At 43.5% G+C, this 21,670-nt stretch carries 28 protein-coding genes, 1 pseudogene and 1 riboswitch; of the genes and pseudogenes, 4 read left to right on the top strand and 25 right to left on the bottom strand.

The window, feature by feature from the left end; genetic code table 11:
- Positions 1-29: 29 nt before the first annotated feature.
- The 7 genes from rluB to scpA all read right to left on the bottom strand — a co-directional run bounded on the left by rluB (position 30) and on the right by scpA (position 5,178).
- On the bottom strand, positions 30-764 hold the full coding sequence (gene rluB, locus NYE53_RS11520; protein WP_339244828.1) for a 23S rRNA pseudouridine(2605) synthase RluB: 735 nt from the start codon (positions 762-764) through the stop codon (positions 30-32).
- Between the two features lie 91 nt (positions 765-855).
- Complete coding sequence (gene spmB / locus NYE53_RS11525) at positions 856-1,392, bottom strand: spore maturation protein SpmB (RefSeq protein WP_003223896.1); 537 nt, start codon at positions 1,390-1,392, stop codon at positions 856-858.
- Positions 1,393-1,396: 4 nt separating this feature from the next.
- Positions 1,397-1,987, bottom strand: a complete 591-nt coding sequence (gene spmA, locus NYE53_RS11530; protein ID WP_004398980.1) for a spore maturation protein SpmA — start codon at positions 1,985-1,987, stop codon at positions 1,397-1,399.
- Positions 1,975-3,123: a D-alanyl-D-alanine carboxypeptidase DacB gene (dacB, locus tag NYE53_RS11535; protein WP_014480157.1), complete on the bottom strand. Its 1,149-nt coding sequence runs from the start codon at positions 3,121-3,123 to the stop codon at positions 1,975-1,977. The genes spmA and dacB overlap by 13 nt, the downstream gene beginning before the upstream one ends.
- Positions 3,124-3,245: 122 nt before the next feature.
- A complete protein-coding gene (locus NYE53_RS11540; RefSeq protein WP_335450681.1) occupies positions 3,246-3,785 on the bottom strand; it encodes a YpuI family protein in 540 nt (179 codons plus the stop codon).
- Between the two features lie 54 nt (positions 3,786-3,839).
- Positions 3,840-4,433 (bottom strand): SMC-Scp complex subunit ScpB, encoded by a 594-nt coding sequence (scpB, locus tag NYE53_RS11545; protein WP_003223904.1) that lies wholly within the window; start codon positions 4,431-4,433, stop codon positions 3,840-3,842.
- Complete coding sequence (gene scpA / locus NYE53_RS11550; protein WP_339244833.1) at positions 4,423-5,178, bottom strand: segregation/condensation protein A; 756 nt, start codon at positions 5,176-5,178, stop codon at positions 4,423-4,425. Before scpA ends, scpB begins: the two co-directional genes overlap by 11 nt.
- 280 nt (positions 5,179-5,458) lie before the next feature.
- Between scpA and NYE53_RS11555 the strand changes: the two genes are divergently transcribed.
- A complete protein-coding gene (locus tag NYE53_RS11555) occupies positions 5,459-5,983 on the top strand; it encodes a DUF309 domain-containing protein (RefSeq protein WP_032722049.1) in 525 nt (174 codons plus the stop codon).
- Positions 5,984-6,198: 215 nt separating this feature from the next.
- On the opposite strand, the gene ribT is transcribed toward NYE53_RS11555, so the two are convergent.
- The 7 genes from ribT to lepB form a co-directional block, all read right to left on the bottom strand.
- Complete coding sequence (gene ribT / locus NYE53_RS11560) at positions 6,199-6,573, bottom strand: GNAT family N-acetyltransferase RibT (protein ID WP_003223910.1); 375 nt, start codon at positions 6,571-6,573, stop codon at positions 6,199-6,201.
- 112 nt (positions 6,574-6,685) lie between these two features.
- The gene (ribH, locus tag NYE53_RS11565; protein WP_003223915.1) at positions 6,686-7,150 is read right to left on the bottom strand and encodes a 6,7-dimethyl-8-ribityllumazine synthase; all 465 of its coding nucleotides are present in this window, start codon (positions 7,148-7,150) and stop codon (positions 6,686-6,688) included.
- 32 nt (positions 7,151-7,182) lie between these two features.
- Positions 7,183-8,379, bottom strand: coding sequence for a bifunctional 3,4-dihydroxy-2-butanone-4-phosphate synthase/GTP cyclohydrolase II (locus NYE53_RS11570; protein ID WP_032726065.1), 1,197 nt, complete (start codon positions 8,377-8,379; stop codon positions 7,183-7,185).
- Between the two features lie 14 nt (positions 8,380-8,393).
- Positions 8,394-9,041, bottom strand: coding sequence for a riboflavin synthase subunit alpha (gene ribE / locus NYE53_RS11575; protein ID WP_014480161.1), 648 nt, complete (start codon positions 9,039-9,041; stop codon positions 8,394-8,396).
- A 10-nt stretch (positions 9,042-9,051) separates the two neighbouring features.
- A complete protein-coding gene (gene ribD, locus NYE53_RS11580; RefSeq protein WP_032726066.1) occupies positions 9,052-10,137 on the bottom strand; it encodes a bifunctional diaminohydroxyphosphoribosylaminopyrimidine deaminase/5-amino-6-(5-phosphoribosylamino)uracil reductase RibD in 1,086 nt (361 codons plus the stop codon).
- Between the two features lie 129 nt (positions 10,138-10,266).
- Positions 10,267-10,411: riboswitch (FMN riboswitch) on the bottom strand.
- Between the two features lie 120 nt (positions 10,412-10,531).
- On the bottom strand, positions 10,532-10,876 hold the full coding sequence (locus NYE53_RS11585; RefSeq protein ID WP_003230488.1) for a hypothetical protein: 345 nt from the start codon (positions 10,874-10,876) through the stop codon (positions 10,532-10,534).
- Positions 10,877-11,101: 225 nt separating this feature from the next.
- Positions 11,102-11,656 (bottom strand): signal peptidase I, encoded by a 555-nt coding sequence (gene lepB / locus NYE53_RS11590; protein WP_339244837.1) that lies wholly within the window; start codon positions 11,654-11,656, stop codon positions 11,102-11,104.
- Positions 11,657-11,917: 261 nt separating this feature from the next.
- Here lepB and NYE53_RS11595 point away from each other — a divergent pair.
- A pseudogene (locus tag NYE53_RS11595) lies at positions 11,918-12,156 on the top strand (hypothetical protein).
- Here NYE53_RS11595 and NYE53_RS11600 read toward each other — a convergent pair.
- Entirely contained in the window at positions 12,099-12,305 is a 207-nt protein-coding gene (locus NYE53_RS11600; protein WP_133953202.1) for a zinc ribbon domain-containing protein, read from the bottom strand. The pseudogene NYE53_RS11595 and the gene NYE53_RS11600 sit on opposite strands and share 58 nt — an antisense overlap.
- Positions 12,306-12,473: 168 nt before the next feature.
- Here NYE53_RS11600 and NYE53_RS11605 point away from each other — a divergent pair, with 168 nt between their 5' ends.
- Entirely contained in the window at positions 12,474-12,686 is a 213-nt protein-coding gene (locus tag NYE53_RS11605; protein ID WP_003230479.1) for a spore germination protein, read from the top strand.
- A 134-nt stretch (positions 12,687-12,820) separates the two neighbouring features.
- Here NYE53_RS11605 and NYE53_RS11610 read toward each other — a convergent pair whose 3' ends face one another.
- Positions 12,821-13,252: a peptidylprolyl isomerase gene (locus NYE53_RS11610; RefSeq protein ID WP_335388644.1), complete on the bottom strand. Its 432-nt coding sequence runs from the start codon at positions 13,250-13,252 to the stop codon at positions 12,821-12,823.
- A gap of 256 nt (positions 13,253-13,508) precedes the next feature.
- On the opposite strand from NYE53_RS11610, the gene NYE53_RS11615 reads away from it, so the two are divergent.
- Positions 13,509-14,381 (top strand): DUF1002 domain-containing protein, encoded by an 873-nt coding sequence (locus NYE53_RS11615; protein WP_021479957.1) that lies wholly within the window; start codon positions 13,509-13,511, stop codon positions 14,379-14,381.
- A gap of 29 nt (positions 14,382-14,410) precedes the next feature.
- Here the strand turns inward: NYE53_RS11615 and lysA are convergent, their stop codons facing one another.
- The 9 genes from lysA to sigF form a co-directional block, all read right to left on the bottom strand.
- A complete protein-coding gene (lysA, locus tag NYE53_RS11620) occupies positions 14,411-15,730 on the bottom strand; it encodes a diaminopimelate decarboxylase (protein WP_327846652.1) in 1,320 nt (439 codons plus the stop codon).
- A 105-nt stretch (positions 15,731-15,835) separates the two neighbouring features.
- A complete protein-coding gene (gene spoVAF / locus NYE53_RS11625) occupies positions 15,836-17,317 on the bottom strand; it encodes a spore germination protein SpoVAF (protein ID WP_003230471.1) in 1,482 nt (493 codons plus the stop codon).
- Positions 17,268-17,879 (bottom strand): stage V sporulation protein SpoVABEA, encoded by a 612-nt coding sequence (spoVAEA, locus tag NYE53_RS11630; protein ID WP_003230469.1) that lies wholly within the window; start codon positions 17,877-17,879, stop codon positions 17,268-17,270. Before spoVAEA ends, spoVAF begins: the two co-directional genes overlap by 50 nt.
- Before the next feature lie 7 nt (positions 17,880-17,886).
- On the bottom strand, positions 17,887-18,237 hold the full coding sequence (gene spoVAE / locus NYE53_RS11635) for a stage V sporulation protein AE (protein ID WP_003230467.1): 351 nt from the start codon (positions 18,235-18,237) through the stop codon (positions 17,887-17,889).
- Between the two features lies 1 nt (position 18,238).
- Complete coding sequence (gene spoVAD / locus NYE53_RS11640; RefSeq protein WP_003230465.1) at positions 18,239-19,255, bottom strand: stage V sporulation protein AD; 1,017 nt, start codon at positions 19,253-19,255, stop codon at positions 18,239-18,241.
- 12 nt (positions 19,256-19,267) lie between these two features.
- A complete protein-coding gene (gene spoVAC, locus NYE53_RS11645) occupies positions 19,268-19,720 on the bottom strand; it encodes a stage V sporulation protein AC (protein WP_003223947.1) in 453 nt (150 codons plus the stop codon).
- A 12-nt stretch (positions 19,721-19,732) separates the two neighbouring features.
- Positions 19,733-20,158, bottom strand: a complete 426-nt coding sequence (gene spoVAB, locus NYE53_RS11650; RefSeq protein ID WP_003230463.1) for a stage V sporulation protein SpoVAB — start codon at positions 20,156-20,158, stop codon at positions 19,733-19,735.
- Positions 20,148-20,768: a stage V sporulation protein SpoVAA gene (gene spoVAA, locus NYE53_RS11655; RefSeq protein WP_015714205.1), complete on the bottom strand. Its 621-nt coding sequence runs from the start codon at positions 20,766-20,768 to the stop codon at positions 20,148-20,150. The genes spoVAB and spoVAA overlap by 11 nt, the downstream gene beginning before the upstream one ends.
- A 126-nt stretch (positions 20,769-20,894) precedes the next feature.
- Positions 20,895-21,662 carry an RNA polymerase sporulation sigma factor SigF gene (sigF, locus tag NYE53_RS11660; RefSeq protein ID WP_003230458.1) on the bottom strand — a complete coding sequence of 256 codons (768 nt, stop codon included), beginning with the start codon at positions 21,660-21,662 and terminating at the stop codon, positions 20,895-20,897.
- Between the last annotated feature and the right edge of the window lie 8 nt (positions 21,663-21,670).

A 21,670-nucleotide genomic window follows, 5' to 3' on the forward strand; every position in this document is an offset into this window, starting at 1 on the left:
TTTCTTACTTTTTGAAGGTTATGTGAAATTTAGAAAGCGTTTTTACCGTGATCCGCCAGTGCTCTGAGCCTTTTTACTTCGTGGGGCGTAAGCTCTCTGGCATCGCCCGTGTGCAGGCCTCGCAGGTTTAAAAACGCGTATTCCTCACGCTTCAGCTTGATTACCTCATGTCCGATCGCTTCAAACATGCGGCGCACCTGTCTGTTGCGTCCCTCATGGATCGTCAGCTGAATAATGCTTGTCTGCTTTTTCTTATCCAAAGACAGCAGCTTCGCTTTAGCAGGCGCTGTTTTGCCTTCTTCCAGCCTAATTCCGCGCTCCAGCTTTCTGAGCAGCTCTTTAGGCGGGATTCCTTTCACCTTCGCCACGTATGTTTTGTCTATTTCATACTTAGGGTGCATCAGCTTATTGGCGAATTCACCGTCATTGGTTAAAAGCAAAAGACCGCTCGTATCATAGTCCAGACGCCCAATCGGATAAATGCGCTGCGGAATATTTTTAAAAAAGTCCGTCACCACTTTGCGTCCTTTATCATCTTGCGCTGCGGAAATAACGCCTCTTGGTTTATATAAGAGAAAGTAAACCGGCTCTTCGCGTTCAACCTTTAACCCGTTTACCTCAATCTGATCAGAACCGGTGACCTTAACACCTAGCGCTGTTACTACTTTGCCATTCACCTTTACTTTTCCTTCTTTAATCAGCTCTTCTGCCTTTCTGCGCGACGCAACTCCGGCATGAGCAATCACTTTTTGCAGTCTTTCCATGTCTTTCACCTCAAGTATTATCTTACTTTTTTCAACCTTAACAAACAAGCTTTTTCAAATTCCTATGCCAAATCTAAAAAAAACGCCGTTTTCAGGCGCTCCCAAATAATAACGTAACGATGATGATAGATGCAACTACGCCGATTAAATCTGCAAGAAGTCCCACCTTTAATGCATCACCCATTTTTTTAATGCCGACTGCTCCGAAATACACAGTCAGTACGTAAAGCGTTGTATCTGTAGATCCCTGCATGACGGAAGCCAGCCTGCCGATAAAGGAATCGGGCCCGTATACTGCAATTAAATCGGTCGTCATTCCGAGAGCGGCCGTACCGGAGATCGGGCGGATCAGAGCAAGCGGCACTACTTCAGCAGGAATGCCGATAGCGGAGAAAACCGGTTTTAAAAGATCCATTATAAAATCAAGCGCGCCTGATGATCTGAAAACAGTTATAGCGACAAGCATGCCGACTAAATAGGGGATAATGGAAAAGGCGATTTCTATCCCCTCTTTTCCGCCTTCGACAAACGATTCATATGTCGGAACCTTTTTGATCGTTCCATAAAGAAGAATTCCGGCAATAATGATTGGAATCATGGCTAAAGACAGCCAGTTGATGATTTCCATCCGCTCACCTTCCCTTCTTTTTGCGGCGGTAATAAAAATACCGATCAATGATAATGGCACCGATTCCGGAAATAAGCGTTGCCAAAATGCTTGGCCCGACGATATCTGTCGGCGTTTTGGAGGAATATGCCATTCGGACAGCGATCACCGTTGTCGGGATGAGTGTGATGCAGGACGTATTAACAGCTAAAAAAGTAATCATCGACCGGCTTGCTTCCGATCGGTTTCCATTCAGCTTTTTCATTTGTTCCATTGCTTTAATACCAAGCGGAGTTGCTGCATTTCCGAGGCCGAAGAAATTCGCCATAAGATTAGATAAAATATAGCCCATCGCCGGGTGATCCGGCGGTATATCAGGGAACAGTTTAGATATAAAAGGCCTGCACATCCGGCTGAAAATATCCAAAAGCCCTGACTGCTCGGCGATTTTCATTAAGCCAAGCCAGAAAACAAGCACGCTCATCAATCCGAATGAGATCGTAATCGCTTCTTTTGCACCCTTAAACACGGCTTCATTTACATCTTGCAGAGTTCCGTTGCACATCGCAAAAACGAGTCCGATCACGGTTAAACTGACCCAAATTATATTGACCATTTTGCTCCGCCTGCCGCATTCAGAAAGATTGATTTAAACGTTTCAAAAAATTGTTTCTTCGGTTTTTGATGCCGCTCATTTTCATAATAGATCGGCACTTTTGCGATGGTTGCATCGTTGAACATGATCTCCATGTGCCCTACGATGTCAGGGATTTTCGAGGCATCTTTTTCCCATGCTTTTTTCGGCTTGAGCAGTGTGGTATTAATTTTTACATCTTCTTTTTCCTCTTCGGTCAGCAAATAGGTGATATCACGTTTGATAAAAGCCTTCGATTCATAAAATGTGCCTTTCAGCTTTGGAATATCCCCTTTTTTTGCAATTAAATAGGTTTGATAATGCTCAAACACATAGTTAAACATCTTCATATGGTCATCCCAATCATTAGGGTCATTAATGGTGACGGCTATCAGGTCAATGCCGTCCTTTGAAGCCGTAGAGACCAGTGTCCGTTTTGCAAGTTTTGTATAGCCTGTTTTTCCTCCTGTGCTGTACGGATAAAGCATGGTCAGCAGTTTATTTTTGTTTTTCCATACGCTTTCCATCGTTTCCGCTTTGTATATTTTTGTGCCTGAAATCTTTTGATAGTCTTTCAGCTTCATAGCATACTTAGTTAAAATGGCCATGTCATAGGCTGTTGAATAATGATTTTCATGGTCGTCCAATCCGTGCGGGTTTTGAAAACGGGTGTTTTTCATACCAAGCTGCTCGGCTTTTTGATTCATCATATAAACAAACCCATCGAGGCTCCCACCGACATGCTCAGCAATCGCGACAGCCGCATCGTTTCCTGATCTTAGCATCAGGCCATACACAAGATCTTTTAGCTTCACTTTTTGACCTTCTGTTAAATAAATGGCGGAGCCTTCTGTTCTGACAGCATTTGCCGAAACCGTCACCGTTTGATCCATTTTGCCGGATTCGATGGCGAGGACGGCGGTCATAATTTTTGTGATGCTCGCGATCCGCCTTTTTTGATGCTCATCCTTGGCATATAACACTCTGCCTGACGCACCGTCAATAATGATCGCGCTTTTTGCACTGACATCTATAGCAGCATGTGCTGTATTCACATTTACGGTTGCAATTAGAAAAGAAATCATGATCACGAATACTGCTTTTTTGAAAATGCGCATGTTTGCTCACGTCCTTGTGGTGGTTTGTACAAGTTTATGCGCATGTCCATCAGTTATGAATAACAATTATATTTCTGGAAGCAAACATAAAAAAACTCTCCCTGAAAAAGGGAGAGTAAACGTTATCTGATTGGCGCCATGCTTGATCCGGACGCTTCGTAATGAGCCAGCTCTTCCCTCATCTTCAGAAAGGCAGCGCTCAACGGCAATAATAATTGCTCAAGCGACGCAGGAACAGCATGATAAAACTCAATTGCGCTGACCCCTGTATAAGACGCCCGGCTATTTTCACACCACGTGTCTTTTTTCGGCATAAAGAACTCTTCAATGCATTGGTGATACACATTATAAAGTGTTTTTTCCGCTCTGGCTTCCTGAAAAGGCTTCTGCATCAGGAGACGGCGGCACGCTTCTGCGCCTCCTTCACAAAATACTGCCATTCTTCTCAGAGTGCTCAGCACATCACAGCAGTATCCTTTTTCAATAGGCAATTCAGCCTGTAAGGACTCAAGCGTCGTTTGATTTAGGTAATCGTTCACGGTATTGACAACCATTGATAAGAATTCGCCTGTTTTTTGAGTCTGCGCTCGCACAATCGAATGTCCCATTTCGTTTGGTATCTTCCCCTCATGTCTTTGTCTCTCACATTTTGCTTCTTTCATGATAGCTTCTTCCTTATATCTTATGATGATGAAAAAGCGCGATTCATTAAACTTCTATTTTATATCTTCGAAGGTTTGGTTAAAGTTTTCAAAAAATAAATCTGCTTCTTCTTGAAGAACGTCTTCTTCCGCATTTTCAGGCAGCGGCGGAAGCTCGTCCAGCGTTTTCAGACCGAATTGTTCAAGAAAAGTCGGCGTAGTACCGTATAAAATGGCCCGCCCCGGACCATCGGCACGCCCTACTTCACACAATAGCGCCTTCGCGACAAGACTGTGTAAAATCCGCTCTGATTTTACTCCTCTGATTTCTTCAATTTCTGCTCTCGTAATTGGCTGTTTGTATGAAACAATGGCCAGTACTTCTAAAGATGCTTGAGAAAGGCCCTTTGACGGCACTTCAATCAGTTTTTTCAAGTAAGGCGCAAAGTCTTTTTTGGTAGAGAGCATGTACGTATCTGCATACTCAATAAGTTCAATCCCTCGTGTATCTCCGCGGTATTCGTCCGCCACATCCGCCATGATAGTGTTCAGTTCAGGCTCTTCGATTTCAAGCACTGTTAACAGCTGCTTTTTTGTAAGCCCTTCATCGCCTGCCGCATAAAGAAGGGCTTCCACAATAGCTTTCCAATTCACGATATCAAGCCCCATGAATGGATTCACTCCCCGTAATGTAAATATCTGAAAAATTGTGCTCCTGTTCAATGAGGATTAGCTGATTTTTCATCAGCTCAAGAACAGCTAGAAAGGTCACTACTAAATGTTCTTTTTGCTCATATGGAAACAGATCCATAAAGTTAATTCTCGTTCCTCTAGATTTCAAGCTGTGCACGATTTCGTTCATTCTGGCTTCGATTGGTATGTCCTGTCTTGTAATTGTTGTTTCCATCGGCCTGTTTATTTTTTTGCGTTTCAGCACTTTTTGAAAAGCTCCGATCATATCATAGACCGTGACAGAGAGCTTTTGCTCAGACTGTTTTACTTCTTTTGCATATTCACTCAAATCACTCGGCGGTTTCGTGAACGATTTTTGTCTTTCTTCTTCCCGTTCTTTTAAATCCTTCGCCGCATCTTTATATTTTCGGTACTCAATCAGCTTTTCAATCAGTTCCTCCCGCGGATCTTCTTCTTCAAGTAATTCATCTTCAAAAAGCTCCTCCTCTTGCTTCGGGAGCAGCATTCTGCTTTTAATGCTGAGCAGCGTGGCAGCCATAACCAAATACTCGCTGGCAATGTCGAGCTCAAGCACGCGCATCGTATGTACATATAATAAATATTGTTCAGTGATCTTCGCCACAGGTATATCATATATGTCAATTTCAAGACGATTGATTAAATGAAGCAGCAGGTCCAATGGGCCCTCAAACGTATCAATTTTCACTTGATATTCTTCCATCATCTCACCATTTTCAAGTATCACTCTCATTGCCGGAAAAACTGGCTACCCTATAGTATAAGCCACCAAAAAGCTCTCGTCCAATACTATTTCATATCCTGTTTTGAAGGAGTTTGTACAGAATATTCAAAACACAAGAGGTGTTTGCTCGGAGCGCAGAAGCGGGAGAAAAAGCCTTTGCTTCTGGTTTTCCTTTCTAAGAAGCACTAGAGGCCGGGCGTTCTTTTTTCCTTTTATCCCTTCTATGGTACACTAAAAGCACATTAAAGGAGGAAGCACCTTGTATCCGAAAGCTTATATAGATTATCTCGTTGAGTTTCACGCGACACGGGATTATTTTGAATGCCATGAAATATTAGAAGAATATTGGAAGGAAGATCCGCCAAAGAAACGAAAACGCTATTGGGTCGGCTTTATTCAGCTTGCAGTTGCTTTATATCATCACAGAAGGCAGAATACAGCCGGGGCAAAAAGACTGATGGCGAACAGCATCCGGATTCTTCAAGCAGAACACCGGGCAGTCGAAGACTTAGGGCTCGATCATGGCCGTTTGCTCGAACTTATGCAATCGGTTTACGAACAAATCGAAACCGGCTCTGCCTATAAAAGCATTATGCTGCCAATCAAAGATGAGAAACTGGAGGAAGCATGCAGGATCGAATGCAGGAAAAAAAAGTATACATGGGGGCAGCCCAGTGCACTCAGGAACATATTTCTGATCGACAAACACCGTTTGCGGGATCGGACTGACGTCATCCGTGAACGTGAAAGAGAAATAGAACGCAGAAAAAAAAGCAGAGGCTGATGACAGCCTCTGCTCAGCGTGTCGACAAACCCTCGCATTCGTTGTCAAGCCTGTGCGTTGGTGCTCACGAATGAAAACATTCGCTCCGCTCCAATGCTCAGCTTTCCTAGACTTCAAGGGTTTTCAATCGCGCTGAAAGGATGACAAAAACCTAAAACAAAACTGTTTTCGGATTTTGTCATCAAACTAAAGCAGAGGCTGATTACAGCCTCTGCTTAATTATTGTATGAAATGTCTTGATCCTGCTGACCTTGACAACGTTCGAAAAAGCTCTGCGTTAATTCATTTGGAACCAGTACTTGCGTTTTGAATAAATGCTTTAAAGCATCCATCATCTGTTTTCCGATTCCTTGATGGCGATGAGAAGGATTCACACTGATATGCCGGATCTCAACCTCAGAATCCTTTTTTTCGACTCCGATTGCTCCGACGATATCCTCGTCCTCTTTCCAAAGAAAGAGCTGGCGGTCTGTATCCGTTTCGTAGTCCTTAATTGTCTGCTGAAGCTGCTTAAGGTCTTTTTCATTCGGCATAAACGAAAGAAGCCCCATCGCAATCTTTTCAAACGATTTTTTATAACGAATTAACATAAAAACCCCTCTATATCCAAAATGTCCAGTCTGCTATTAACGGATACGAATAGGTGATCCGTTTTCTCACATTATATCATTTTCGCCATATTTTTAAACTGTTTTCAGCAAATTATTCAAATGAGCGGTTTAAATTTGCCATTTCAATGGCAGAAACAGCACAATCTACACCTTTGTTGCCCGCTTTTGTGCCCGCACGCTCGATGGCCTGTTCGATGTTTTCAGTTGTTACAATTCCAAAGATGACAGGTACACCAGTAGTGTTTGCTGCTTGCGCGATGCCTTTTGCAGCTTCATTGCAGACATAATCGTAATGTGTCGTCGCGCCTCTGATGACAGTGCCCAATGTGATAATAGCATCATATTTTTTTGTTTCCGCCATTTTTTTCGCAGCAAACGGTATTTCAAATGCGCCTGGAACCCAAGCCACATCAATATCATTTGTGTCTACGCCATGTCTGAGCAGCGCATCTTCTGCTCCGCTCAGCAGCTTGCTCGTAATAAAATCATTAAATCTTCCTACTACGATTCCGATTTTAAGACCTGTACCAACTAAATTTCCTTGTATGATATTCATATGATTCCCATCCTTTTTTGTGATATTTGTGATTAGAAATGAAGTAAATGACCTAGCTTGTTCATTTTGGTTTGCAAATATTTTTTATTGTGTTCTTTCGCCTCCATTTGAAGCGGCACTCTTTCTGAAATACTGAGTCCGTAGCCTTCAAGGCCTGCGATTTTCCGCGGATTATTCGTCAAAAGCTTCATATTCCGGACACCGAGGTCGCGTAAAATTTGTGCTCCGATGCCATAGTTGCGAAGATCCGGCAAGAATCCAAGCGCCTCATTGGCTTCTACGGTGTCATAACCTTGTTCCTGAAGCTTATAAGCTTTTAATTTATTGATTAAACCGATGCCTCGTCCTTCTTGGCGCAAGTACAGAAGCACTCCACGGCCTTCTGCGGCAATTTGGTTCAGCGCGGCGTGCAGCTGCGGTCCACAATCACAGCGATGAGAGCCAAACACGTCACCTGTGAGACATTCTGAATGCACCCGGACCAATACCGGTTCTTCTCCGAACGGCACATCTCCCATCACAAATGCGACATGCTCTTTTCCATCTACCTCATTTGTGTATCCATAAACCTTAAATGTCCCAAAATCAGTAGGCAGCGTAATGTCAACTTCACGCTCGACAAGTGTTGTCAGATTGTAACGGTATTGAATCAAATCCTTAATGGTGATCATTTTTAATTGATGCTTTTTCGCAATTTCAATGAGCTCAGGCACTCTCGCCATCGTTCCGTCTTCATTCATAATTTCACAAATGACGCCGGCTCCTGGAGATCCGCAGGCTTCAGCAAGATCAACAGCAGCTTCTGTATGGCCCGCTCTTTTCAGGACACCTCCTTTTTTCGCAATCAGCGGAAAAATGTGCCCCGGCCGCTGAAAATCAGAGGGCACGGATGTGCTGTCCAGCAATGCTTGAACGGTAAAAGATCTTTCTTGAGCGCTGATACCTGTTTTCGTTTCACGATGGTCTATGCTTACGGTAAATGCAGTATGGTGAGAATCTGTATTATGCTCCACCATAGGGTGAAGATCAAGCCTGTCTGCGATTTCCTCACTGAGCGGCGTGCAGATCAGTCCTCTCCCATGTGTCGCCATAAAGTTAATGACTTCCGGCGTTGCATGCTCGGCAAGAGCCACAAAGTCTCCTTCATTTTCTCTGTCTTCATCATCTACAACGATGATGACTTCGCCTTTTTTTAAAGCGTCCAGTGCTTCTTCTATCGGATGAAACATGCAAATCTTCCTCTCTAAAAGCCGTTTTCGCTTAAGAAGGCTTTTGTAATGGTTTGTTGGGTCTTATTTTCATTGGCTTTATGCAAAAATCGATACATATATTTTCCGATCATATCGCATTCGATATTCACTTTAGAGCCGATCGTTTTTTCTGAAAAGATCGTTTCGCTGATTGTATGCGGTATTAAGGAGATCGTCACTGTGTCTTCTGTCAGGCCGAATATGGTTAAACTCACGCCATCCACAGTAATTGATCCCTTTAAAACCAATGTTTTTGTTAATGACGGGTCCATTTTTAAATCATAGTAAACTGCGTTGCTTTTCTCTTCAATTCGTGTGATTTCCGCAGTTCCGTCGACATGGCCTGAGACGAAATGGCCTCCGAAACGGCCGTTTGCCGCCATTGCTCTTTCCAGATTTACTTTGCTTCCTTTTGTTAAATCATTCAGTGACGTAGCTTTGACTGTTTCAGGCATAACATCCACTGTGAATTGATTTTTTGTAAAATCAGTGACAGTCAGACAAATGCCGTTCACTGCAATGCTGTCGCCAAGATGAACATCCTCTAAAATCTTTGAGCATTTAATTGTTAAGGCCATTGAATGCCCTGCTTTTTTCATGGATTCGATTGTGCCTGTTTCTTCGATAATTCCTGTAAACATGGTCACCATCCTATTCCTTTGTCGGTTTTGCCGTCAGTTTGATATCACGGCCGATTTGGGTTATATCAGTGAATTGTAATAAGGGGACATCTTTCATTGATTGAAAACCTTCACCGGAGATTAAGCTGGGAGCATGCGTTCCTCCGATTAGTTTAGGGGCAAAATAGAAGATGATTTCTTGAAAACAGCCTTCTTTGACAAAGCTTCCGTGAACAGCTGAACCGCCTTCCACATACACCGACATGATGCCTTCTTCCGCTAGGATCTTCAAAACATCGGGAATTTGAATGCGCTCGGTTTCAAGTGTAAATATGTTCACTCCGAAAGCTGAAAGCCGTTTTTTCTTTTCCTCGTCTGCGCGTGCCGTCGTAAAAATCCATGTCGGCGCTATTTGATCGCAAATCACTTTAGCGTCCTCAGGAATCGAGAGTACGGTATCAAGTATGACCCGAACCGGCTGTTTTGTTACATTCGGCAGTCTGCAGGTTAAGCTCGGATTGTCGGCTTTCACTGTGCCAACTCCGACTAAAATGCTTTGGTGTGTTTTCCTGTATTGCTGAGCATCCTGTCTTGCAGCCTCTGACGTGATCCATTTGCTGTCACCCTTGCTGGTAGCTATCTTACCGTCAAGGCTGGCAGCCGCTTTTAGCGTGACGTACGGAAGGCCTGTCCTCATAAAGTGCAGAAATTTTTCATTCAGCCTCTCCGCCTGGTCTGCCAGGATGCCTTCCCTTACCTCAATGCCGGCTTCTTTCATCATGCTGATCCCTCTTCCAGCCACAAGCGGATTAGGATCTCTCATCGCCACAAACACTCTTTTGATGCCAGAGTTGATAATCAATTCTGCACATGGCGGTGTTTTTCCGTAATGGCTGCACGGTTCGAGTGTAACGTAAATGTCGGCACCCTCTGCATGTGCTCCAGCCATATGGATGGCATGAACTTCTGCATGAGCTTCCCCATATTTTAAATGGGCGCCCATTCCGACAATTTGTCCGTCCTTTACGACAACAGCACCGACGAGCGGATTGGATTCGGTCTGTCCTTCGCCCTGCTTCGCAAGATCTAATGCCAGCTTCATATAATACTCTTCCATTTGTTTCCCTCCCCTCTTTTGTTATTTACCGTCAAAAAAGCCCCGAATTCATAAAAAATTCGGGGCTTTAGGTATTTTACGCAATAAGAAATAACACTATGCATTTTTGAACCATTTGCATAGCGGTTCATCATCCTTCTCCCATCCAGACTTTCACTGTCGGCTTCAGCTTAAACTGAATCCACCGCGTGCTTATGCACACGGGTCACGGGCTCTAAAGCAAATGTGCTTTACTACCGCCGGTCGGGATTTCCACCCTGCCCCGAAGGATACAATCTTTATTCATTTGTCCTTATTGGCTATTATAGCGATCCTTTTTAAAGTACGCAATGAAATAAACTTACAATTTGAGAAAAACAAAACATCACCCTTCGATCCGAAAGGTGATGTTTTGTTAATCATTCACTTTTGCAACCTTGATTAATCCGTCGATCCGCTTTGATTTGCTGAAGTAAGCCTTAATCTTGTCACCTTCTTTTATATCAGATAAATCCTGATTTAATTTTTTTCCGTTGAAGATGATTTTCGTTCCGTTTTCTGCTACTCCATGATACTCTGAGCCGTCAATTTTCGTCACTTTATATTCCTGGATGGTGTATTCCTCTTCTTCCGAGGACAAGGTTTGTCCAATTGCTGTCGGAACATCCTTCAGCTCAACATCATTTATGTACATATAACCGCCTGCAAGTAAAAGCAAAAGCACTAACAGAATGGTAATCTTGGTTTTTATTCTTCCCATTTCTAAACCTCCAGCCAATATGAATCTATTCATTCATATGAGTTATTCCTTTTTTTCATGAATAAAAAACCGTAAATTCTCGTAAATTATTAATATAACGATGCATAACGGGAATATGTTTCACATTTCTGCAAAAATTTCTTTTCTATAGATATACGAATTTATGTTCTGTTTTTAGGGGATGACCATATAAAAAAAGCAGCCCCAATGGGAAACTGCTTGATCCTAATTTGTTTTGCGCATTTCATTAAACGGGTAGAAAACAAACTTTGACGTACCCGCAATTTGTTTTTTCGTGAAGAGGCCAAGTCCGTTACGGCTGTCCATGGAATTCCGACGATTGTCACCCATCACAAAATACTTGTTATCAGGCACTTTAACCGGGCCGAAATCATCGGTCAAATGGTCAAAACCGTCCTGTTTCGCTCTCTTTTTATTAGCCGCCAAATAAGGTTCGTCCACCTTTTTCCCGTTGATATAGAGCTGGTCATTTTTCATCTCAAGCGTATCGCCGGGAAGGCCAATAATACGTTTGACATAGTGAACATCATCTCCGTTTAACACGACGATGTCTCCTCTATCAAACTCGCCGATGTATTTGACTGTCATATTGACAAAGACCCTTTCACGGTTGTGAAGTGTAGGATACATAGAGTCACCATCAACGACATACGGCGCAAAAATAAAGTTGCGGATGAGCAAAGCAAGAACGACAGCAATCACAATTGCTTTTGCCCATTCTAATATTGATTTTTTCTTCGAAACATTTTCTGATTTCAACTGATTTCCTCCAATAAACAACGGTCTTCAATTTATGTTATCACGAATCGAAAAAAAATCCCATTAGGACCATTGAAGTGATTTTACAAACTGTTAATCTTCTACCCACATCATGCCTATTTTTTTCTTGTCGATCATAACCAGGCCTGCAAATATTGAAAGAAATGAATCGCATAATTCAGAAGCGGTGGACTCAGAAGAAAGAGAGTTCTCATATGCTAAATCTTTAGATCGTATATAAGGCATGAGGTTAGGAACAGTTTGTTCATTTACTGCATTCCATTGATGTCCCAGTCCATGATACCCATGGCATTTGACAAAAAACAATTCACGTCATAAAGGTTACTGGAATGTTGGCGGCAACCTATTTCGCAGGTGATAACCGCACCCCATTTTTTGCTTTCATAATAGGTTTAAAATCATTCAAGCTCGAAAACATGGATCAGCCTCCAAAAAATAAATCGAATATATTCCCAGCAGTTGAAGACTCTTTATTATAAAACTCTGAATATCCGCAGTTCTTACAGTAAACCACTAGAAATCGGTTATGCTGCACGTCAAACAGCTTTGATAATCCCGTGCCGGTTGTGGCTATTTCTTTTTGTCCGGCTTCAGTACTGCCGCATTTTATACAGCCTTTGTTGTCCATATCGCGATCTCCTTTTCATTACATCACGTTTATTTGATTATTTTACTACAAAATACCAATCCCAATGAACAGGCATCTCCTAAATATTTTTGCCATTAAGTTTACGCTAATCAACTCTAGCACTAATACATATAAAAAATAGAATGATATGAAAGGAGACTTGATAGTATGATTGATTATCCCATTAATATAAACAACGTTTCCGGGAACAGTGTAATTAACGTAGGCGGCGCTTTTATGATCAGGCCTTTAACTTTGTCCAAATCTGTGTTTGGCTCCGGAGGTTTAAACACAGGAATTGTCTTTGAAAATAACTTTGTAAGCAAGGCTAAAATGATTAATCATCAATTTACTGATCAGAACGTCACCAAAACTTTTTAATGTATTCAATACACGGGGGTCACTAACTAAACACCTGGTTTTGCCAACCGCCATCAGCACTCGGCGGTTTTTTATTGAACATTTTTACCCAATAAAAAAGCTCCCTCTATATGAGGAAGCCTTTTGCCTGCCGATTAGCCTTCTACGCGAACTTCTTTCATGACATCGCCGTTAGACATGTTTTTCGCGAATTCTAATCCGCTTGTTACTTTACCGAATACAGTGTGAACACCGTTCAAATGAGGCTGTGGCTCATGAACGATGAAAAATTGGCTGCCGCCAGTGTCTTTTCCGGCATGTGCCATAGAAAGTGCGCCAGCCACATGTGTATGCGGGTTGCCTTCTGTTTCACATTTGATTGTGTATCCCGGGCCGCCAGTACCAGTTCCGTGCGGGCATCCGCCTTGGCTGACGAAGCCAGGGATCACTCGGTGGAATGTAAGCCCGTCATAAAAGCCTTCGTTTGCAAGCTTTTCAAAGTTTGCAACAGTTCCAGGTGCAGCTTCAGGATAAAGTTCAAATTCAATTTTGTTCCCGTCTTCTAATAAAAAGTAACCTGTTTTCAATTGTATGCCTACTTTCTTTATTTTAATTTTCAAAGGAGATTATGTATGATAGGTTATAGCCTGTCTCTCCTTGTCGCGGCTATTATACCACACCTTTCGGGGGAAAACGAATCTCCCGAGCTTTACTAAAAAATAAAAATGAAACCTGAATCTCTTTATCTCCGTCTAACCTAACGGAACTGTATTTTTCATGATTCAGGTCCTCACAAAGCAGCACTATCCAGCTGCTTGTGAAATTGAAGGAGGTCAAACTGCTTTGAAGAAAATTTGGATTGGAATGCTGGCAGCGGCCGTTTTGCTGCTGACGGTTCCGAAGGTCAGTCTCGCGGATGCCGCAGTTGGAGATGTCATTGTAACACTGGGTGCTGATTTGTCAGAATCCGACAAACAAAAAGTGCTTGATGAAATGAATGTCCCTGATAATGCCACAACGGTAACCGTGACCAATAAGGAAGAACATGAATATTTAGGAAAATATATATCAAACGCGCAAATCGGATCGAGAGCGATTTCTTCATCGTCAATCACCATTGCCAAAAAAGGCTCCGGATTGAATGTTGAGACCCATAATATCAGCGGCATCACGGATGAAATGTACCTGAATGCACTGATGACAGCCGGTGTTAAAGATGCGAAGGTGTATGTTACAGCACCGTTTGAAGTATCCGGGACTGCGGCTTTAACTGGATTGATTAAGGCGTATGAAGTTTCTTCTGACGAAGCGATCTCGGAGGATGTTAAGCAGGTCGCCAACCAAGAGCTTGTCACGACATCAGAGCTTGGAGACAAAATCGGTAACGAAAATGCATCAGCCCTGATTGCAAAAATCAAAGAAGAGTTTGCTAAAAACGGGGTGCCTGATAATAAAGCTGACATCGAAAAACAAGTGGATGACGCAGCTTCTGATTTAAACGTCACACTTACAGACAGCCAAAAGAATCAGCTTGTCTCCCTATTCAATAAGATGAAAAACGCTGACATTGACTGGGGACAGGTCAGTGACCAGCTTGATAAAGCGAAAGATAAGATTACGAAATTCATAGAATCAGATGAAGGCAAAAACTTCATCCAGAAAGTCATTGATTTCTTCGTATCTATCTGGAACGCGATTGTGTCTATATTCAAATAAGAAAAGCGCCGAATAATCGGCGCTTTCTTTTATTGCTTTACACCCGTCTTAAATGGCAGATCAAGTTTTACAATATCTTCGTATGTTTCTCGCTTCACGACTAAATGAGCCTCACCGTTTTCGACAAATACAACGGCGGGTCTCGGAATACGGTTATAATTGTTGGCCATGCTGTATCCATAAGCGCCTGTACAAAAAACGGCTAGAAGATCGCCTTCTTTTACTTCCGGCAGGTCAATATCCCAAATCAGCATATCTCCGCTTTCACAGCACTTTCCGGCAATTGATACCGTTTTGTCATGCGCTTCTCCGATCCTGTTGGCTGCCGCAGCTTCATATTTAGCTTGGTAAAGCGCAGGACGAATATTGTCGTTCATGCCTCCGTCTACAGCCACATATTGGCGGACACCCGGCACTTCTTTTTGAGAGCCAACCGTATAAAGAGTTGTGCCTGCGTCTCCCACGAGAGAACGGCCCGGTTCGATCCAAATTTCCGGGATGTCAAAACCGTAACGGGAAGCATTTTCTTTCACAGCTTCGATAATTTTTTCAACGTATTCAGTGGCATGAAGCGGTTCATCATCTTCCGTATAACGAATGCCGAAACCTCCTCCAAGATTCAGCACCTTGGATACAAATGAATATGAATCTCTCCATTCGTCTAGTTTTTTGAAGATTTTTTCCGCTGCTAACACAAAACCGGCCGTATCAAAAATTTGCGAGCCTATATGGCAATGGACACCCAGCAGCTGAATGTGTTCCGATTGTAATACTTGTTCAATGGCCCGTTCAGTTTGTCCGTTATGAAGATCGAAACCAAACTTTGAATCTTCCTGACCCGTTGTAATGTAGTCATGCGTATGCGCTTCTACTCCGGGCGTGATCCGAAGAAGAACGTCGATGAAGTGACCCGTTTCTTTACATAGGTCTTCAAGAAGCGCAATTTCATAGAAATTATCCACCACAATGCAGCCGATGCGGTGCTCAAGCGCCATCCGCAGTTCTTCCCTGCTCTTATTGTTCCCATGAAAGTGGATGCGTTCTGCCGGAAAGCCTGCCGCAACAGCCGTATATAGCTCTCCTCCGGATACGACATCTAAAGAAAGTCCCTCTTCCTCAGCGAGCTGAATCATTGCGACTGATGAGAATGCTTTGCTCGCATATGCCACCTGTGCTTTCAGCCCTGCAGAAATAAACGCCTGCTTAAAGCTTTTAGCACGCTCACGTATTAAAGCCACATCATATACGTAAAGAGGTGTACCATATTTCTCCGCTAAATAGAGAGCATCCACACCTCCGATTTCTAAATGACCATGTTGATTTTGTCTGCTTGTGCCGTGTAAGAACAATGTCATTCCCTCTTTCTCCGCTTATGGATGAAAGGACAGTTTTATGGACTGTCCTTTCATAATTAAGACATACATTATCATACTCTTCAGTCAGTTTCAATGCGATTATGAATTGGTAGGCTGTCTTAAGCGATTTTTGGGGTGAACGATACTGGGTCTTACTTTTGCGCCAGGTTTCGCTGTGCGGACAAGAACCTGCCACAGCGCCTTTCCGTTAAAGGGAATCAGCGGCCATAAGTACGGTGTCTGAAGGGATTTGATGCTTGCCATGGCAATAATTAGCACTGTAAATCCGATGACGAGCCCTTTTATATGAAATAAGGCAACGAGTATCATGAGGACAAGACGGCTCATTTTGTTTGCCAAGCTTAATTCATAACTAGGTGTCGTAAAGGTTCCAATCGCCGCAAGTGAGACGTACAGGATCACCTCAGGAGAAAAAAGGCCGACCTCAATCGCAATCTGCCCGATCAGAACAGCTGCAATTAAACCCATTGCTGTCGATAAAGCCGTCGGGGTGTGAATGGCAGCCATTCTGAGAAACTCGATTCCTAAGTCAGCTAAAAATATCTGCAGGATGATCGGGATATGCGTATCTTTATTTAAACCGATAAATTTCATATTGTCCGGGAGCAGATCAGGCTGAAGCACAAAGAGAAACCAAATCGGAAGAAATAAAGTAGAAGCAAGAATACCGAAAAATCTTACCCATCTTAAAAAGGTCCCGACTGAAGGCGCCTGCCTATATTCTTCAGCATGCTGCACATGGTGAAATAAAGTCGTCGGGGTAATGATCACACTCGGCGATGTGTCCACTATAATGATAACATGGCCTTCTAGAACATGATTTGCGGCCACATCCGGTCTTTCTGTATAGCGCACGAGCGGAAAAGGATTATAGCTTTGATTAACAATGAATTCCTCGACAGTTTTGTCTGCCATTGTTAATCCATCGACATCAATGGATGCAATTTCTTTTTCTACGATCTCAACCAGATCCGGATCAGCTATATCTTCTATATAACAAATGCTTAAATCCGTCTTTGACCGCTCGCCAACTTTAGTCATCTTGACTCGAAGGCGCTCGTCTCTGATCCGCCTTCTGAGAAGGGCCGTATTGACGACGATATTTTCAACAAATCCGTCTCTGGCTCCCCTGACTACCTTTTCCGTATCAGGTTCTTCCGGGTTTCTGCCCGGATAGCTTCTGACGTCAATTATAAATGCGAAGCCTGCACCTTCAACAATGACAGCGACGAGCCCGGACAGCACTTGGTCGGTGGTTTCATCCAAGGTTTTTACTTTTTCGACCTGGGCGTTAAGCAGCCTGTTTTCGACGATGTCGACCAGCTCATCAGGGTCTTCTTTCCGATTGTTAATGGCAACAAGCTCTCTCATTAAATGAATAATATAGGCTGTATCGCATAATCCATTTAGATAGTAAAGCTGGATCTCTTTATCTAAAATCGTGAGCTTGCGAACACCTACATCATAGCTCGTCCCCATCCCAACACGGTTTTTGAAATACTCTTCATTTTTAGCTGGATTCCGATAAACCCGAATTTTCTCTTCCTTGTGGTCCGGCATGATACCCGCTCCTTTCTAAAATAAACTCGACCGCTTTCATGGTGATTGGCGACCCTTTTGAGATATCGTCTTTTCTGCCCATTTTGCCGATATCCCCGATACCGACAATAAGCGGGAGATCAAGTTTATCAAGGCAATAGACTGTATCTCCACTCATTCTGTGGTCATCAAATTCCCTTTCCCCGACTTTATCGACGCCGTATTCAGTTATTTCTCCATTGCGGTCAATGCTTACATCGACCCTGGTCCATTCAGCCTGATGTGTTTTTGACGCGACCGCAATCACACCGAGCACTTCAATAGACGGATGGGTTGCGACATAGGTTAGAGCGGCTTCTCCCGGACCCTCTCCTTGAAGGCCGGAGTCGTCAAACATGACAAATACAGGATCATACGGTGCTGAGGCGATCAGCTTGACAAGCTCGGCCCCGCTGCGGGTGGAAGGATTCCCTTTTGATTGTGAAATGCATCGACCTCCCACTTTGCTTGCGGCGTATTCAATTGTTTTAGCGGCATAAACATCCCCGTCTGTTACCAGTATGACCTTTCGTTTTGTCGTCATGTCGGCATTATCCTTTCGGTTTGAAAATAACAGCTACGATAAAGGCGAAAAGAATAGCGGCTGAGATACCGGCCGAGGTCAGCTCAAAAATCCCCATGCCGATTCCGATAAATCCGTGTATATGCGCCTGATGCATGGCGCCGTGCAGAAGACTGTGACCGAAGCTGACGATCGGAACGGTGGCGCCTCCTCCGGCAAATTCAATAAATTTATCGTAAATGCCGAAACCATCTAATATTGCACCGATTACAACAAATGATGTCATGACATGAGCTGGCGTCAATTTAAAAATATCCAAGAGCAGCTGGCCGACGATACAAATGGCCCCGCCGCAGACAAAAGCCAAAAGGTAGTCCATGTTAAGATGCACCTCCTGCACGCTCAAATACAACCCCGTGGGCGATAGTCGGGATGGTTTCTTTTTGCTGGATCATCGTCGGGCTTAATAGCGCCCCGGTCGCCACGACAAATACACGGTTTAGTTTTCCTTCTCTCAGCTGCTTAAAAATATGAGAGTAGGTGACAACCGCTGAACAAGCACAGCCGCTCCCCCCGGCAAAGACCTGCTGATCCGGAGTGTAAATCAGAAGCCCGCAATCATCATGCTTTGTGCCGACTGGATATCCATCTTCTTTTAAGATGTCTTTTACGATTGGAGAACCGACGCCTGACAGGTCACCTGTCAGGATTAGATCATAATCATCCGCTGTCCGGTTGAGATCTTTAAAGTGCTGCTTAATCGTATCAGCTGCAGCCGGAGCCATAGCCGATCCCATATCAAAAGGGTCTGTAATTCCTAAATCAGAAACCTTTCCGACAGTCGCACTTGTGATTTGGATATCACCCGGTGTCTGACTGATGACAACTGCACCGCTTCCGGTTACAGTGGAGGTAGCAGTGTCCGGTTTTTGGCCTCCGTATTCTGTCGGATAGCGAAACTGTCTTTCCGCAGTTGCATTGTGACTGCTAGTGGCAGCGAGTGCCCTTTTGGCAAACCCGCCATCAACTAAGGCTGATGCGACAGCCACTGTTTCCATTGATGTTGAACAGGCACCAAACATACAAAGAAATGGGATTTTCAAGTGTCTTGCCACATAGTTAGCCGTCACGTTTTGGTTCAGCAAGTCGCCTGCCAGCAATAGGTCAATATCATCTTTTGTCAGATTGTTTTTTTGAAGTGCAACATTAACAGCGTCTTCCATCAGCTGCCGTTCCGCCATTTCCCAGCTTTTTTGATTACAATGCATTTCGTCATAGGTTTTATCAAATAAAGAGCCGAGCGGTCCGTCTTTTTCCTTTGGTCCTGCTGCCGTTCCCGCTGAGTTGACAAATATGGGATGTTCAAATACCCAGGTTTGCTTTCCTGTTAATTTCATTTTCTTCTCCTCCTATGACATCAGTTTCTCAAAAGCAAACCGAATCATTCCAACGATGTATGCAGCTACAACTCCGAAAACAATAACATTTCCTGCCAGTTTAAACATATTTGTCGCTACTCCAAGCACTAATCCTTCGCTTTTATATTCAAGAGCCGCGCTTGCCATACTGTTGGCAAAACCTGTGACAGGTACGGCTGAACCTGCGCCTGCGAATTGTCCGATTCTGTCATAGATGCCAAACCCTGTAAGCAGGGCAGAAATTAATATCAGCGTTGCAGCTGTTGGATTCCCCGCAGTTTTTTCATTGAAATCAAAAAAATGGATATAAAAATTTTGCAGACCTTGCCCGATTGCACAAATCAGTCCGCCCACTAAAAAGGCTTTTACACAGTTCCAGACGTAAGGCGGCTTAGGCTGATATGTTTTCACTTTTGATTTGTAATTTTCTTTTATGTTTGTCATCTTGAAACCTCCTTATGAATGGTCAATAAAGTACAGCCAGTGAAATAAAGATCCCGCGATTTTCCCAATCACGATGGCCATTAATAAAATAATGATTTTACTTCTGAGCCCGATTCGTTTCGCCAAAATCGGCAGGACATTTAAAACTTCTGTAAGAGCAGCCGCTAGCATCCCGACGAACAAACCTGCCAGAAGCCCGACCGGCACAGCTATCCATTTTGTTAGATAAAGATGATTCATATGAAGCGTCTCCCATCCCCCGCAAACCGCGCCAAGAATAACAGCCGCTTCATAAGCCTGAACAAATCTCATTGTTTTGGTGAGCTGCATCAGCCGCGGAATGATTCCCATTACGGTTAAAAAAGCAACGAAACCCGCCCCCACCGTTATGCCTCCGCCGAGCCCTACAAAAATAATGAACAATACACTAACGATCATGCAGATCCTTTATGGTTTCTTGATTCTCATGCATGGCCACATATTGATCGAGATCAAGCTGATAGTTAAACATCTCAACCTCCAGCGGGCTGGGCTCTTCATTTAGGCGCTTTTTAAATATGTGGTTAAAAAACACGATCATCCCTAGTCCCAAACCGATGCTGTATGGGATTTGAAGCAAATATGGATAGTCATTCCTCTCTCCGGTTATGATTTCATATAGTGCGATATGAACATCTCTCATGCTTACATCCTCATGAAAGTTCATGATGGCAAGACACGATCCAATAAACAGAAGCAGCCAGACACCGATAAATAGAACCGTTGATAAATTTCGCTTTCGATACTGAATTTCAACAATGGTTTCTGCTCCGCCTACGGTTTGAACATCAAGTGTCGGATCTTGTAAATGAATGGCTCTGAGGACTTGTATGATATCCAGAATTACGATATTTTTATCTTTTTCGCTCACCTGATAAAGCGGCATAGCCGAAAGTTTCTTTTTCAGCTGAAGCTGCCCTTCTATTTGCGCGGCATCTCCAACGGTAATAATATCTCCTGGGTGTGCAAGCACCCGGTGGCGAAGCCGGATAAATATTCGTCGTTCCATCATTGATCACCATCTTTCGGTGGTTATATATGTAGTATGTGGTTCGATTTTGTTCTCATTCATCCGCTCGAAAAGACCATAAATTACCACGCTTTTGCACACAAAAAAGCTAGCCTGCACTGCAGACTAGCCATCCGTATGATCCATTTGAACCTTGATCTGTTTTAATATTTTCTTTTCAAGCCTGGAAACCTGAACCTGAGAGATCCCGAGCCGCTCAGCCACCTCAGACTGTGTCTGGTCTTTATAGTATCTGAGATAGACGATTAGTTTTTCCCTTTCCTCCAAATCGCTGATCGCTTCTTTCAGCGCAATTTTGTCAAACCATTTTTCTTCTGAGTTGTCAGCGATTTGATCGAGCAGGGTAATCGGATCTCCGTCATTTTCATAAACGGTTTCGTGAATCGAAGATGGAGCCCTTACCGCCTCTTGGGCCAGTACAACATCCTCAGCTTCAATCTCCAAATGGTCAGCGATCTCCTGCACCGTCGGCACTCTGCCCAGTGTTTTCGAAAGCTCATCCTTTGCGCGTCGGATTTTGTTTCCAAGCTCTTTTAATGACCGTGATACCTTTACGGTTCCGTCATCACGGATAAATCGTTGGATTTCTCCGATAATCATCGGCACTGCATACGTTGAAAAACGCACATCATAGGTTAAATCAAATTTGTCAACAGATTTTAACAGCCCGATGCAGCCGATCTGGAAGAGATCGTCAGGCTCATATCCTCTGTTTAAAAACCGCTGTACGACAGACCAAACAAGACGCATGTTTTTTTCTATGAGGAGGTCTCTTGCCTGCTGGTCGCCATTTTGGCTTTGTTTGATTAATTCCTTTACTTCATGATCCTTCAGCTGAGCGTTTTTGCCGTTTTTCTTAACCTCCACATCCATAACAAATC

The sequence above is a fragment of the Bacillus sp. FSL R5-0523 genome (assembly GCF_037975295.1).
Taxonomy (GTDB): domain Bacteria; phylum Bacillota; class Bacilli; order Bacillales; family Bacillaceae; genus Bacillus; species Bacillus subtilis.

Bases quoted from the DNA above. Each gene is read 5' to 3' on its own strand.
- rluB (WP_339244828.1), bottom strand. From the start codon at position 764: ATGGAAAGACTGCAAAAAGTGATTGCTCATGCCGGAGTTGCGTCGCGC.
- spmB (WP_003223896.1), bottom strand. From the start codon at position 1,392: ATGGAAATCATCAACTGGCTGTCTTTAGCCATGATTCCAATCATTATT.
- spmA (WP_004398980.1), bottom strand. From the start codon at position 1,987: ATGGTCAATATAATTTGGGTCAGTTTAACCGTGATCGGACTCGTTTTT.
- dacB (WP_014480157.1), bottom strand. From the start codon at position 3,123: ATGCGCATTTTCAAAAAAGCAGTATTCGTGATCATGATTTCTTTTCTA.
- NYE53_RS11540 (WP_335450681.1), bottom strand. From the start codon at position 3,785: ATGAAAGAAGCAAAATGTGAGAGACAAAGACATGAGGGGAAGATACCA.
- scpB (WP_003223904.1), bottom strand. From the start codon at position 4,433: ATGGGGCTTGATATCGTGAATTGGAAAGCTATTGTGGAAGCCCTTCTT.
- scpA (WP_339244833.1), bottom strand. From the start codon at position 5,178: ATGGAAGAATATCAAGTGAAAATTGATACGTTTGAGGGCCCATTGGAC.
- ribT (WP_003223910.1), bottom strand. From the start codon at position 6,573: ATGTTAATTCGTTATAAAAAATCGTTTGAAAAGATTGCGATGGGGCTT.
- ribH (WP_003223915.1), bottom strand. From the start codon at position 7,150: ATGAATATCATACAAGGAAATTTAGTTGGTACAGGTCTTAAAATCGGA.
- NYE53_RS11570 (WP_032726065.1), bottom strand. From the start codon at position 8,379: ATGTTTCATCCGATAGAAGAAGCACTGGACGCTTTAAAAAAAGGCGAA.
- ribE (WP_014480161.1), bottom strand. From the start codon at position 9,041: ATGTTTACAGGAATTATCGAAGAAACAGGCACAATCGAATCCATGAAA.
- ribD (WP_032726066.1), bottom strand. From the start codon at position 10,137: ATGGAAGAGTATTATATGAAGCTGGCATTAGATCTTGCGAAGCAGGGC.
- NYE53_RS11585 (WP_003230488.1), bottom strand. From the start codon at position 10,876: ATGGGAAGAATAAAAACCAAGATTACCATTCTGTTAGTGCTTTTGCTT.
- NYE53_RS11600 (WP_133953202.1), bottom strand. From the start codon at position 12,305: ATGGACAACAAAGGCTGTATAAAATGCGGCAGTACTGAAGCCGGACAA.
- NYE53_RS11605 (WP_003230479.1), top strand. From the start codon at position 12,474: ATGATTGATTATCCCATTAATATAAACAACGTTTCCGGGAACAGTGTA.
- spoVAF (WP_003230471.1), bottom strand. From the start codon at position 17,317: ATGCCGGACCACAAGGAAGAGAAAATTCGGGTTTATCGGAATCCAGCT.
- spoVAEA (WP_003230469.1), bottom strand. From the start codon at position 17,879: ATGACGACAAAACGAAAGGTCATACTGGTAACAGACGGGGATGTTTAT.
- spoVAE (WP_003230467.1), bottom strand. From the start codon at position 18,237: ATGGACTACCTTTTGGCTTTTGTCTGCGGCGGGGCCATTTGTATCGTC.
- spoVAD (WP_003230465.1), bottom strand. From the start codon at position 19,255: ATGAAATTAACAGGAAAGCAAACCTGGGTATTTGAACATCCCATATTT.
- spoVAC (WP_003223947.1), bottom strand. From the start codon at position 19,720: ATGACAAACATAAAAGAAAATTACAAATCAAAAGTGAAAACATATCAG.
- spoVAB (WP_003230463.1), bottom strand. From the start codon at position 20,158: ATGATCGTTAGTGTATTGTTCATTATTTTTGTAGGGCTCGGCGGAGGC.
- spoVAA (WP_015714205.1), bottom strand. From the start codon at position 20,768: ATGGAACGACGAATATTTATCCGGCTTCGCCACCGGGTGCTTGCACAC.
- sigF (WP_003230458.1), bottom strand. From the start codon at position 21,662: ATGGATGTGGAGGTTAAGAAAAACGGCAAAAACGCTCAGCTGAAGGAT.